Here is a 12274-nt window from a genome sequence, read left to right as displayed (position 1 = left end):
AACACACAATGCACGGGTTTACTTTATAAAATATCGGAGGGGAGGAAGTGAAGCCGAGGAGCTCGAAAACCCGGGGCTACCTGCTCGTCACCCCAGCAAAGAACGAAGAGGCGAACCTGCCCCTTCTGGCGAGGAGCGTTGTGAACCAGAGCCTCAGGCCAAGGCTGTGGGTGATAGTGAACGACAACAGCTCCGACGGGACGGGGAAGATAGCTGATGAGTTAGCGAGAAGGCACGACTGGATAGAGGTTCTCCACCTGAAGGGTGGCGGCGGCTACGACCTGAAGTACCGCTACTCCAAGGTGGTCAGGGCGGGCTTCGAGAGGGCGCTCTCGCTGGCCATTGGGAGGGGCATACCCTTCGGCTACATAGGAGTTCTAGATGCTGACTTCATACTGGAGCGCAGGTTTTTCGAAAAACTTGTGGAGGCCTTTAGAAGGGACCCCCGGCTTGGAATCGTGAGTGGCGGCGGCTACTATCTGAAGGGAAAACGACTCGTCTGGGAGGGAACCGACCCCGAGAGGCCGAAGGGCAGTCCAAGGCTCTTCAGGAGGGAGTGCTTCAGGGAGGTCGGTGGGTACCGCGAGGGTCCAAGCCCTGACACCGTCTCACACTACCTCGCAAGGTTCCTCGGGTGGAGAACCGGGCAGGTGGTCGATGCCATAGCGGTTCAGCTCAGGGAGACGGAGGGACGCTTCGGTCACCTGAGGGGCTACGAGATGCTGGGCTGGTCCAACTACAAGCTCGGCGCGTCTTTCACGTCGGTCCTTGCCAGAGCAGGATTTCTGATGCTTCAGAACCCGGTCAAGGGCTACGCCCTCGTTGCCGGATACCTCAAAGCGTTTAAGGAAAGAGAGAGGAGAATAGAGAACGGGGACCTCAGGGAGATGATACGGAGCGACCTGACCCTGGGGAGCAACCTCCGCAAGCTCAAGAGGATAAGGGACGCGAGAAAGCTGGTGCCGGTTCGGGAGAGTGATGTCCGTGGGTAAGCCAAACGTCATACTCATCGTCCTCGACACCCTGAGGAAGGACCACTCTAAGGGCATAGAGAGGCTCCTCACGAGGGACTTCGGGTTCACGAGCATCGAAAACGCGATAGCGACGTCACCCTGGACGATACCCAGCCACGCCTCGATGTTCACCGGCCTCTATCCCCTCTACCACGGGGTTCACGAGGGCAGGAAGAGAAAGGTGCCCGACGTGAGGTTCCGGGAGGACGGGACGTACCTCCACGAGGTTTTGGCATCTCTCGGGTACACCACCTACCTCCTCACGGCCAACTTTTTCATCGGCCCAGACTTCGGCATAAAATCCTTTGACGAGTTCAGGGACACCCTCAGGCCCCTCATCGAGGACAGAGACCGGGAGGAGCTGAACGAGGTGCTCAGGAAGCACGAGCCGGGGAACGCCCTCGAGCTGACGTGGGCGCTGGTGAAGGAGAGGAAGTTCACCCTGCCGTTCAAGATTTTCCTGAGGATAGTGGGCAGGTACGGCGAAGGGTGGCCCAGGGACAAGGGGGCGAAGGTGACGGAGAGGCTCCTATCAGAGATGGAGCTGAAGAGGCCGGTTTACACCTTCATCAACCTCATGGAGGTTCACGAGCCGTATTCCATCTTCGAGGGCTTCACCGACGCCCCGGTCGTGAACAGGCTTCTCGGCGAGGAGCCTGAGCTCGTCGAAAAGTGGAGGAAGGGCTATCCAAGGCAGGTGGAATACCTGGAGAAGAGGCTCAGGGAGATGATGGAGATCCTCGAGGACAGGAACCTGATGGAGAGCTCTGTCATCGTCGTCACGAGCGACCACGGACAGTTGCTCGGGGAGGACAACAGGCTGGGACACGGGGTTTTCCTGGACGACGAGCTCCTTAGGGTGCCCCTCCTGATAAGGGCCCCGCGCGAGATTGGCGAGGTGGAGGGCTACGTGAGCCTCGCGAGGATAAAGCCCTTTATCCTGAGCCAGGTTGAGGGGAAGGACTTCCAGCTGGCCTCGGAGTACGCCCTGGCAGAGAGCTTCGGAACCCACTATCCCTACCCCAACCTGCCCGAGGAGAAGCTCGAGGCCGTGAAGGAGCTCGAGAAGTACAGGATAAAGCTCTACCACAGGGAGGGCACCGCGGTCTTCAACGTCGATGACTGGAAGCTCGAGGAGGTCGAGTCAGGTAACGGGGAGTTCGAGAGGAAGGCGAGGAAGCTGATACTCAGGCACCTAAGCCTCTTCACCGGAGGGAGGGTGGCCGGGTGAGGCCGGCTGTTTCGGTCATAATCCCAACCTACAACAGGGACGAGCTCCTCAGGAGGGCAATAGAGAGCGTATTAAACCAGAGTTTCGACGACTTCGAGGTGCTCGTGGTGGACGGCGCCAGGAGCGAATCGACGAGGGAACTCATCAGGTCTTTCGGGGACGGTAGGATAAGATACGTTCCCCAGCGGGGAAAGGGCATAGCCAACGCCCGCAACCTCGGCGTTTTGAAGGCCCGGGGGAAGTTCATAGCCTTCCTCGACGATGACGACCGGTGGAGGAGGGACAAGCTCGAGCTCCAGATGGAGGCCTTCAGGGAGCTCCCCAGGGACTACGGGCTAATCTACACGGCGTTTACATACTACTACCTGGAGCGGGGAAGGATTCTGGGGATAAAGCACCCCCGGGCAAGCGGGGACGTCTACAGACACATGCTGAGGGACAACATAACCGGAACGTCCACGATAATTGTGAGGCGTGAGTGCTTCAAGAAGGCGGGACTTTTCAGGGAGAGCTTCCCGACCTGCGAGGACTGGGACATGTGGTTGAGGATGTCAAAGATATGCCGCTTCGGAGCGATAGACGAGCCTCTGGTTGACTACTCAATCCACTCCGGCCAGTTCTCCTTCGCCAAGTACCTGGCGGGGAGGTACAGAATGATAGAGGAGCACGGGGACATAAGGCACGATCCCCGGGTTCTGAGCTATCACCTCCTCCAGATAGGGATTCTCAAGCTCTTTGGAGGCGACAGAAGCGGGGCCAGAGAGGTGCTGACCGCGTTCAGGCTGAACCCGACGATGAGAGGCAACCTGTCCGACGTTATCCGCTCCCTCCTCGACGTCAGGACGAAGGTGTACATACTCAAGTTCCTGGGGAGGCTCTAGCCCGATTAATTTTTAAACTCCATCCATGAAAGCGCTATTAGGTGGCCCAAATGAACAGCACCCTGGTGGCAGTCATCGCGGGAATCATCGGCTTCTGGCTCGTCCTCTATGCCATCTTCGGAAGGAGAGAGGAGAGGGAAGAGGGCCTCACCGTGGACATGTTCATCGCCATGTGGAGAACGAAGAGACTGCTCGGGTTCATTGATGGTCTCTCGCGCAGGAACAGACGCTTCTGGAAGGTCTACGCGGATGTTGGAATCGCCCTCGGCTTTATGGGCATGGTTTACGTCTTCTATGCACTCCTGAGAACTGCACTGAGGACCATCCAGAGCGGAGGAACAGGCGGAGGTGTACAGCTCGTTATCCCCGGAATAACTATACCCCTCTGGTACGGCCTGATAGCCCTCGCCGTCGTCATGGTAGTCCACGAGCTGAGCCACGGAATAGTGGCGAGGGCCGAGAACCTGCCGCTGAAATCTGTGGGTCTGGTTCTCCTCGCCGTCATACCCGGCGCCTTCGTCGAGCCGGACGAGGAGGAGCTTGAGAGGGCCTCCCTGCGCACCAGGCTGAGGGTTTACGGGGCCGGCTCACTCGCCAACGTCACAACGGCGTTCCTGGCGGTTCTGATACTCAACTTCGCCATATCCCCAGTCCTTCAGCCCTCGGGAATCCTCGTGTCCGGCGTGCTGGAGGACGGCCCGGCCTATGGAATCCTTCAGAAGGGGGATGTTATAGTCGCCATGGATGGGGAAAAGATAACCGATATGGAGAGCTTCATAAACTTCATGAACGGAACGAAGCCGGGTCAGATGGTCACGCTCACGGTCCTCAGGGGAGGTCAGGAGCTGAACCTCCAACTGAAGCTCGGGACACATCCGGATAACCCCGAGAAGGGCTACATAGGAATCTACCCCGCGCAGAACGTGGTCTCAAAGGTTGGAGCCGACTGGCTGGTGCTGCCGCTGTTTTTCACCTTCTACTGGATATACGTTCTCAACATAGGCATTGGACTTATGAACCTCTTCCCGCTTGTCCCGCTGGACGGGGGGAGGATGCTCGACGACGTGTTCAAACGCTACCTGCCGGAGAGTGTCGCGAAGCCGGTCAGGTACTTCACCATAGGGGTGGGCCTCTTCCTGCTGGCTCTCAACATCCTCCCCGCGATAATGAACCTCGCGGGATAGCGCCCCCATCTTTTTCCTGTTGCTTGAAGCCAACCTTTTTAAGAGGGTTTCCCACCCCCCTCCGGTGAGAGGATGAAGTGTTCAAAGTGCGGCCGTGATGCAGTCTATCATGCGAGATACACCGGGCGGTACTACTGCAGGAAACACTTCAACGAGATGGTAGAGAAGAAGTTCAAGGAGACGGTGAAGAAGTACCGCCTCATCGAGAAGGGTGAGAGGATAGCCGTTGGTGTGAGCGGCGGGAAGGACAGCGTCGTTCTCATGCATCTCCTGACGAAGCTGCGCGAGAAGTTCCCCTTCGAGCTGGTTGCTATAACGATAGATGAAGGCATAGCCGGTTACAGGCCTCCCAGCGTTGAGATAGCCAGAAGGAACGCCGAGAAGCTGGGGGTAGAGCATCGCATCTACTCCTTCAAAGAATACATCGGCTTCACGCTGGATGAGACCGTCGAGATAATGGGGAGCTTCGAGAAGGGGGAAAGAGTCGGTGCCTGTTCTTACTGTGGCGTCTGGAGACGGTGGCTTCTGAACTACGCGGCTAAAGACGTCGGAGCTGATAAATTAGCTGTCGGCCACAACTTAGATGACGAAGTCCAGATGTTCATAATGAACATCCTGAGGGGGGACATAGCCCGACTGGGCAGGACGGGCCCATACTACGAGGAGATACACCCCGAGCTTGTCCCCAGGATAAAGCCCCTCCGTGAGATTCCCGAGAAGGAGATAGTTCTCTACGCGGTCCTCAACAACATAGAGGTTGATTTCAGCGAGTGCCCCTACGCGGTCGAAGCCTTCCGTGCCGAAATCCGCGACTGGCTCAACGAGATGGAAGAAAAACACCCCGGCACCAAATACCAGATCCTCAGGAGCTACGACAAGCTCTTCCCGCTGATAGCGAAGACCTACACCAAAAAGACGAGCGAACTGAACCGCTGTAAGATATGCGGCCAGCCGACAACGGGAGAGATATGCAAGGCCTGTGCCTTTAGACTTCAGGTGGGGAGGAAGGCCAGGGAGAAGGGATTAACTTTCAGGGTTGAGTGACAAAGGTTTAGAGAAATAAAGCCCAGCTACTCTTGTATTTAATATCAAGTAGGTAGTATAAAACGATGGCTTTTTATCCCATTGTGATAGACTACGCTTAGGTGAGGGCTGTGGAGGAAAGACTCGTAGAAAGCATTGTGAGAAGAACCATTGACACGGCGGAGGCAAGGCTTAGAAAGTATGTATTTACCCCAACTGGAGAAAAAAGACCTGAAAGGAAACCTCTCACGGATCTTAAAGAGGAAGTCGAGTTATTCCTTAAAATCCGGGAGAACAAACTTTTGGTTCTCTACGGTCTTCGTGGTGTTGGAAAGACCACCATGCTTGCCCAGATGTATTTCAAGCTTCTCCCCCAAATTCCAAGGGAGAGACTCGTTTACGTCTCCCTCGACAAGCTTCGTCCGTTGGGAATAAGTCTGAACGACTTCCTTCAGGCCTACGAGCGTCTCCTCGGCGAAAGAATCGAAGAGCTCAGCCAGCCAACCTTCCTGTTCATTGACGAAGCCCATTATGATGAGAACTTTGGGACTACGGTGAAAGACCTCCATGACTCCGCGAGCAATCTCATGATTGTGGTTACCGGATCTTCCTCACTCCCCCTTAAGCTTGACCCCGACTTGATGAGAAGGGCCAAGAAGCTCAGGGTGCCACCTCTTACCTTCACCGAGTACCTGCTTCTGAAAAAGGGGATAAGAATTCCCGGGGAGCTTAGTATGGCTTTAAAGCGCGCATTTCTCAACTGTGATTTCTCCGGAATCCAGGAGAAGCTTAGGGGAGTACTGCTAAAGTTCACTGAAAGAGACGTTGAGGATTACCTCATTCAAGGCTCGCTACCCATTTACCTAACTTCCGGGAATCCGCTTGAAGATGCTTATGAGATACTGAGAAAGATTGTTGAAGTTGATTTAGTGAGAGAAGGGCTTTCTGAGACGACACGGGAAAAGGTTCTTGGTCTGTTACTTCTTCTTGCCTCCGGCGAAAGCTTAGCATACGATGACTTGAGCTCAACTTTGGGGCTTGCCAAGGCGACTGTAGAAAAAATGATTGAGAAGCTTGAGGACCTCGAAGTCATCTTCCCGGTAAGGGCCTACGGTTCTTTGGGCAAAGTCGCTCGAAAGACTCCGAAGTATAAGTTTCTGGCACCAATGCTCAGGAGTGCGGTGCTTTACGAGTTTGGACTCTTTGAAAGGGATTCAAAAACACTCGGCATGCTTCTTGAGGATGCCGTAGCGCTTTATCTTCACCTGCTTGCCAAGGAGAAGAAATTGGGGCTTCACTACGATGCCCAAAAAGGCGGTGCGGACTTTATCTTGAAGGGACACACTACAGGAGTTGTGGTTGAGGTCGGCTGGGGGAGAAAGAGCGTCCGTCAAGTTGTCAAGACCATGAAGAAGACGGGGTTAACCTGCGGTATTGTGGTATACAATGGTCCTTTGAAAAAGAAGGACGATGTATGGTTTGTACCGAGGGAGCTCCTTTTACTGATGCTCTAACATCTTCTTTTGAACACTCTGGAGGTTCCTCCTTGAGGATTGTTGAAACGCCAATTCCCCTCAGCGAGCTCGAGGAAATACGCGAGAAGAGCGGGGCAGAGGTTAAGCTTGCCTTCCTTGGAAAAATCGAGAGGAACGGTATAACCCTCAACAGGGTTCTGGTAGAGGGAAGTCCTGAGGAAATCGAGCGCTTCATGGAAAAACTTAGACTCGCAAGGGCCGGGGGTTAGCTCTGAAGTTCAGAGAAAGACCCGGATATAAATAGCAGAACGCCCTATTCTCAACTGGTGAAGTACATGGAGGACGTAAGGGAGCTGAAGAACGTTTTAGAGAGAGTCGAGGGCAAGCTCATAGCGGCGGGAAAGCTGTACGGGGCGATGAACTTCGCGGTGTGGCTCGTTATCATGAGCCTCTACTACGTCATAATGGGCATACTGGACCTGCCGTGGCAGTTCAACCTGGTCTACTGGCCGGCGGCGTTTATAGTTGCGATGAAGTTCACGGGCAGCGTGTGGAAGAGGTACGTAAGACTGGCCGGGATAACGGGGAATTCCTGGAAGGAGGGGATGGCGATAATGGGGGTCTGGGTCGCGGGCCTGCTCCTCGGATGGGTCGCGGTGCCGCTGGCTCTAAACAAGCCGGTCGATACCGAGATCGGGGTTGCCCTGCTCACTTTCATCTCGTTCTCCGTGGGGGGTATGTTCGCACTTACGAGAGAGCGGGAAATGATCCCGGCCTTTGGGATACCAGCCATCCTAATACCCTTCGCCTACAGCGCCGTCTCCAACGCAACCGTGCTGGCGGCCTTTGGAATCGCCTTGGGCTTCAGCCTCACAACCCTCTGGTACCTCCACTCGGCCTTCAGAGCAATAGAGCGGTGATACCATGGAGGCCCTGCGAGAGCTAAGCAGGAACCACACACTCGGAAACCCGGTTAGGTTAGGTGTGATGCTCTACCTGCTTCCCCGGGGGAGGGTGCTCTTCCGGGACCTCCTGGAGGTCCTGGAGGTAACGCCAGGCAATCTTGACTCGCACCTTAAGGCACTCGAAAAAGCAGGCTACATCAAGATTTACAAGGTGATAGCGGACAGACCGAGAACGGCCGTAAGGATAACGGAGAAGGGGGCGAAAGAAACCGGCGATTATTTGAGGGCGCTGAAGGAAGCGCTATCGCTCATTCCCGCGGAAGACTGAACGGGTAATTCTTTCTTCTCAACATCCAGAGGCCGAATAAGGCCCCCAGGGTGTCCATCACCAGATCCCTGAGTTTATTGGCCGCTGTCTCGTGAATGAACGTTATCGAACCCTCACTTAGCTTTTCGGCAACTTCCCAGCCAATGGCAAGGGTATAGAAAACCACAAAGGAGTAAACAACGACCTCCCTCCTGGAAACCCTCATCCAGCCCGCGCTCAGCTCACCCAACACCTCGGTTATTATCAACCAGAGGGTAAGCCCACCGAGGAAGTGGCTGATCATGTCCGCGTTTCTCCAGTCCCTGTGAAAGAGGTCGTAGTGCGTGAAGGGAACGTTGACGAGGGAAACATGAACCGCTATGAAGACCGCAAGGATCATCATGGTGCCCTCGTTGTATACTGGGGCAAGAAACGGGCGAAGTCTTTCCGGCGGATCGGGAACCTTGACCGGCAAGATTAGGGGAATAGAGAGCCCAACGATAGCAACCCCAGTCCGGTAGATGTGGTCGGTCCTGCCGTTCATAACAGCTGTGATCAGACCAAGGAAAACGAGGAAAATCGAGGCCATGATGATTTTTCTCTCGCTCCCGATCCTGCTCACCCTACCGTCTTTCGATGCCAAAACTAAAAAATCTACCTATGCTTGCTTTCCCCCTCGGCCCTTCTCCTCAGCTCCTTCATGCGCTCTATTCTGTACTCTTCCACCAGGCGGAGGAGCCTCTCTGCCTCCTCCTCTTTATCCTCTTCTTCCCATCTGGCGAGCAGTTCGTCAATGGCCTTTTCGAGGGTCTCCCGCTCGACTACAGCGAACTCATCGACGCGCTTGACGTCGAGTTCATCGCCAGTGAAAAATGGAACGTGGGCCTCCCTGAGAACCACCCGAACTGATTCGGGCAGAGGTTTTTCCGTTATCAGCGCCCGGATCCCCTTCTCCACCAGCTCCTCCGCTATGGCCCTCCCGGCACCGGCGGGATTCACCACGAACAGGACATCGCCCCGCTTTACACCTATCTCGCGCTCCAGTCTTTCGAGCTCGCGCCAGCTGAGGACGTTCATGACCTTTAGAGGGACGGCGGAGCCTCGAATCTCAACCACGTTCATCCTCTTTACCTGGACAAGGTCCCTGCTCAGCCTCTCTATCACGGCCTTTGCTTCGTGGAGCTGCTTCTCAAGGGCCTCTATGCGCTTTACCTTTGCCTCAAGCTCCCTCTCGCGGAGGACCTTCCTCCTGACTTCCTCGTCGTAGTCCGCTATTCTTCTCTCAAGCCTGCCTATAGTCTTCCGCTGCTCCTTTATTATCTCTCTCAGTTCGGCGTTCTCCCTCTCAAGGAACCCTATCCTCCGTTCAAGCTCGTGGATTCTCCTGAGGTACTGCTCAACGTCCGGGCCCTGCCTTCTGGCCTCTTCGGGCTTCTCCTCCGCCCTCGACCTCTCGCGGAGCGCCACCCTCTGCATGGCCTCTCCGAGGTTGTAGCCCTGAATGACCAGGGCCTTGACTTCGTCCGCCTTCTTGCTAAGCCCGGCCTCACGCAGTCTGGCATCCACGTGCTCAAGCTTCGGCTTCAGCCGGAGGTAGGCCTTGTAAGCGGCCGCTAAAGCGTCGCGCTGGTGGTCGTCATCAACGCTTACCCCCAGGTCCCTCAGGAGCTCGTTCTTGTCCTGGACGCGGAGGCTCTCCCGGGGGACAAAGAGGTTGGCCTTGAAGGAGCGGGCTATCTTCTCCACGAAGCCCGGGGCTGGCGAGACGTCGGTGGCAACCACAAGGGGGTGGCCGATCTCGCTTATGAACCTGAAGACCTCGCCGACCGGCATGTTCCTCTCGCTGTGAAGGGCCACTATGTTTCCACTCAGGTCTATCACGGCTATGCCCACCGTTATGCCGGGGTCTATGCCGACGATTATGCTCCGCCTCTCTCTTATCGCCTCCTCGCCCCTGAGCGGAGCGAAGCCCAGCTCGGCCCTCTCGACGGGCTGAATCCTCACCTCAACGTCACCGCCGCGCATGGGCCTTATCAGCCCTGCCAGCTCCTCCCTGGCCGCGTAGACTCGGAACTCTCCCCTGGCCAGACCGTAGTCCCGCTCCTCCGTTTCGAGGTCAAAGGGTATATCCGCCCTTCTGAGCCCCTCCTCTATCTCCCTCACCTTATCCCTGACGAGGTTGTGGACGCGCTTTCTATAGCGGTCCTGGCTCCAGCCGCCCTTGCCGTGACTCCTTCCCCGGGTTACCTTGATTATAACCTCATCCTCAAAAGCTAAAACCTCGTAGCCAACACCCTTGCTCGCGAGAAGGGCGGAGAGCTTGGCCTCCTCGTAGGGGTCAAACCTATCGAAGGTTCTTATCCCGTGCTCCTTGGCTAAACTCTGGAGGCTTCTCTGTTCCCCTGGCCTTCCGGTCACCTGGACGAGCTTCGTCCCGCTCGGAAGGGCTCGAAGAAACTTCCGCAAATCATCGCCGAGCTCAGTGACGCTGTCAAGAGCTATTATATCCGGCCTCTTGGACTGGATGAAGCGGATTAACCTGTAGAGGGTGAACTCACCCTTTCTCTCAAGCCTGCCGTTGAACCAGCTCACCACCGCGAACTTCTTCGGATTCTCACTTATCACATCAATGCCGAGGATTAGAATAGGCCTCACCCTCATGGGCTTTGTAGGGGGTAGGAAAGAGGATTTAAAAAGGTTTCAGACCTCAAGCGAGGTTCTAACGGCGACCTCAAATGCCCGCGTTATGGTTTCCAGGGCCATAGAGGGCCTCGGCTTTTCCAGGGCCTGCTCGGGGATAAAGGGCACGTGGATGAAGCCAGCCCTGGTTTCCATTCCAGCGACGGCTATCGTGTGGAGCGCCGTGAACATGGCAGCGTTGCAGACGTACGTTCCTGCAGTGTTGGAGACCGCTGCCGGTATGTTCTCCCCCCTAAGGGCAGCAACGATGGCCTTTACCGGGAGGGTCGCAAAGTACGCGGCAGGAGCGCCCTCAAATACTGGCTCATCTTCCGGGGCAAACCCCTCGTTATCGGGCATCGTGCTGTCCATGACGTTTATCGCAACGCGCTCGACGGTTATGTTCGGCCTCCCTCCGGCCTGGCCCGTCAGGATAACCACGTCCGGACTCTCCTTGACAATCAGCCTCGGCAGAATCTCTCTGACGCCCCTGAAGGTCACCGGCAGCCTGCGCTTAACTATCTTCGCCCCCCCAATTTCCTCAGGAAGCCGTTCAACTGCCTTCCATGACGGGTTTATCTCCTCTCCCCCAAAGGGTTCAAAACCGGTTATGAGAACCTTCACCCCACTCACCGGGAAGGTTAGGTTTTTAGGGTTTAAAAACTACTTCGAACGAGGGGTGAGGATGAAGTACGATGTTCTCATCATTGGTGGCGGGCCCGCGGGCAACTACCTTGCGAACCTGCTCGCCAGGGACTTCAGAGTCGCTGTAGTCGAGAAGAAGGGTGCGTTTGGAGGTAAAGCCTGCACGGGCATCATCGGAGCGGCGAACTACGAGAGGCTGGGCCTTCCCGAGGATGCCGTTCTCAACGAACTCCGCGGTGCGGCCTTCTACTCACGGATCCAGAGCTTTGAGATAGAGAGGAAGACCCCCCAGGCATACCTGGTGGACAGGAAAGCCCTGGAGAAGAGCCTGGCCGAAAGGGCCGCCCGGAGGGGCGTGGATTACTACATGGCGACGACTTTCAAGGGGTTCAGGAACGGGAAGGCGGTACTCCAGCACCTGGGAGAGACCCTCGAAGTTGAGGCAAGCTTCTACGTTGGGGCGGACGGCGTTAACAGTTCCGTTGCCAAAGCTATCGGGGCCAGGACGGACGCGGAGTTCCTGAGCGGCTATGAAGTAGAGGTCGTTGGAGAGTTCAGGGAGGATTTCGTTGAGGTCTGGGTGAACAAGGACATGAACGAGGATTTCTTCATGTGGGTGGCGCCGGTGAACGAGGGGCTGGCGAGGGTCGGAACCCTCGGGAGCATCGAGGCCCTCAACCGCTTCCTCAGGGTGAGGATGCTCAAGCCGACGTCGATAGTTGAGTTCAAGGCCGGAACGGTGGGACTTGGAATCAGAAAACCCTGGGTGAGGGGTAACGTGGCACTGCTCGGGGACGCGGCGCTGCAGATAAAACCGACCACCGCAGGGGGAATAGTCTTCGGGATGCTCTGCGCCCGTGCCCTCAGGGAAGCCCTGATGGTGGGGAAGCCGGCCGAATACGAGAGGATCTGCCGGGAAATACGGAATCAA

The 12274-nt window shown here is 56.2% G+C and carries 13 protein-coding genes; 10 read left to right on the top strand and 3 right to left on the bottom strand.

Features of this window, described 5'->3' with window-relative positions; genetic code table 11:
* The first annotated feature begins 47 nt into the window (after positions 1-47).
* The 9 genes from TIRI35C_RS00065 (at position 48) to TIRI35C_RS00025 (ending at position 8040) form a co-directional block, all read left to right on the top strand.
* A complete protein-coding gene (locus TIRI35C_RS00065) occupies positions 48-992 on the top strand; it encodes a glycosyltransferase family 2 protein (RefSeq protein WP_188201272.1) in 945 nt (314 codons plus the stop codon).
* The gene (locus TIRI35C_RS00060) at positions 979-2244 is read left to right on the top strand and encodes a sulfatase-like hydrolase/transferase (protein WP_188201271.1); all 1266 of its coding nucleotides are present in this window, start codon (positions 979-981) and stop codon (positions 2242-2244) included. Before TIRI35C_RS00065 ends, TIRI35C_RS00060 begins: the two co-directional genes overlap by 14 nt.
* Positions 2241-3125 (top strand): glycosyltransferase, encoded by an 885-nt coding sequence (locus TIRI35C_RS00055; protein WP_188201270.1) that lies wholly within the window; start codon positions 2241-2243, stop codon positions 3123-3125. Before TIRI35C_RS00060 ends, TIRI35C_RS00055 begins: the two co-directional genes overlap by 4 nt.
* A gap of 50 nt (positions 3126-3175) precedes the next feature.
* Entirely contained in the window at positions 3176-4309 is a 1134-nt protein-coding gene (locus TIRI35C_RS00050) for a site-2 protease family protein (protein ID WP_188201269.1), read from the top strand.
* A 72-nt stretch (positions 4310-4381) separates the two neighbouring features.
* Positions 4382-5353 carry a TIGR00269 family protein gene (locus TIRI35C_RS00045; RefSeq protein ID WP_188201268.1) on the top strand — a complete coding sequence of 324 codons (972 nt, stop codon included), beginning with the start codon at positions 4382-4384 and terminating at the stop codon, positions 5351-5353.
* A 101-nt stretch (positions 5354-5454) separates the two neighbouring features.
* A complete protein-coding gene (locus TIRI35C_RS00040) occupies positions 5455-6846 on the top strand; it encodes an ATP-binding protein (protein ID WP_246454614.1) in 1392 nt (463 codons plus the stop codon).
* Positions 6847-6878: 32 nt separating this feature from the next.
* Positions 6879-7076 (top strand): TIGR04140 family protein, encoded by a 198-nt coding sequence (locus TIRI35C_RS00035; RefSeq protein ID WP_246454611.1) that lies wholly within the window; start codon positions 6879-6881, stop codon positions 7074-7076.
* Between the two features lie 66 nt (positions 7077-7142).
* On the top strand, positions 7143-7727 hold the full coding sequence (locus TIRI35C_RS00030) for a hypothetical protein (protein ID WP_188201266.1): 585 nt from the start codon (positions 7143-7145) through the stop codon (positions 7725-7727).
* A gap of 4 nt (positions 7728-7731) precedes the next feature.
* On the top strand, positions 7732-8040 hold the full coding sequence (locus tag TIRI35C_RS00025) for a transcriptional regulator (RefSeq protein WP_188201265.1): 309 nt from the start codon (positions 7732-7734) through the stop codon (positions 8038-8040).
* Here TIRI35C_RS00025 and TIRI35C_RS00020 read toward each other — a convergent pair.
* Genes TIRI35C_RS00020 through pcp form a run of 3 tightly spaced genes read right to left on the bottom strand, consistent with a single transcriptional unit; the run spans position 8021 to position 11322 of the window.
* On the bottom strand, positions 8021-8641 hold the full coding sequence (locus tag TIRI35C_RS00020) for a hypothetical protein (RefSeq protein ID WP_246454609.1): 621 nt from the start codon (positions 8639-8641) through the stop codon (positions 8021-8023). The two genes, TIRI35C_RS00025 and TIRI35C_RS00020, sit on opposite strands and share 20 nt — an antisense overlap.
* Before the next feature lie 32 nt (positions 8642-8673).
* Positions 8674-10680 (bottom strand): DUF460 domain-containing protein, encoded by a 2007-nt coding sequence (locus TIRI35C_RS00015; RefSeq protein WP_188201264.1) that lies wholly within the window; start codon positions 10678-10680, stop codon positions 8674-8676.
* 39 nt (positions 10681-10719) lie between these two features.
* On the bottom strand, positions 10720-11322 hold the full coding sequence (gene pcp / locus TIRI35C_RS00010) for a pyroglutamyl-peptidase I (protein ID WP_188201263.1): 603 nt from the start codon (positions 11320-11322) through the stop codon (positions 10720-10722).
* Between the two features lie 61 nt (positions 11323-11383).
* On the opposite strand from pcp, the gene TIRI35C_RS00005 reads away from it, so the two are divergent.
* Positions 11384-12274: geranylgeranyl reductase family protein (locus TIRI35C_RS00005; protein WP_188202873.1), on the top strand; the 891-nt coding region annotated here is incomplete at its 3' end.

The sequence above is a fragment of the Thermococcus camini genome, from assembly GCF_904067545.1.
GTDB lineage: Archaea > Methanobacteriota_B > Thermococci > Thermococcales > Thermococcaceae > Thermococcus > Thermococcus camini.
The sequence above is the reverse complement of the archived record's forward strand: the minus strand, read 5'-3'. Positions and strand labels throughout refer to the sequence as shown.

What these genes read in the sequence shown, in the direction of transcription:
- TIRI35C_RS00025 (WP_188201265.1), top strand. Translation starts at nt 7,732, where the DNA reads ATGGAGGCCCTGCGAGAGCTAAGCAGGAACCACACACTCGGAAACCCG.
- TIRI35C_RS00030 (WP_188201266.1), top strand. Translation starts at nt 7,143, where the DNA reads ATGGAGGACGTAAGGGAGCTGAAGAACGTTTTAGAGAGAGTCGAGGGC.
- TIRI35C_RS00050 (WP_188201269.1), top strand. Translation starts at nt 3,176, where the DNA reads ATGAACAGCACCCTGGTGGCAGTCATCGCGGGAATCATCGGCTTCTGG.
- TIRI35C_RS00015 (WP_188201264.1), bottom strand. Translation starts at nt 10,680, where the DNA reads ATGAGGGTGAGGCCTATTCTAATCCTCGGCATTGATGTGATAAGTGAG.
- TIRI35C_RS00060 (WP_188201271.1), top strand. Translation starts at nt 979, where the DNA reads ATGTCCGTGGGTAAGCCAAACGTCATACTCATCGTCCTCGACACCCTG.
- TIRI35C_RS00045 (WP_188201268.1), top strand. Translation starts at nt 4,382, where the DNA reads ATGAAGTGTTCAAAGTGCGGCCGTGATGCAGTCTATCATGCGAGATAC.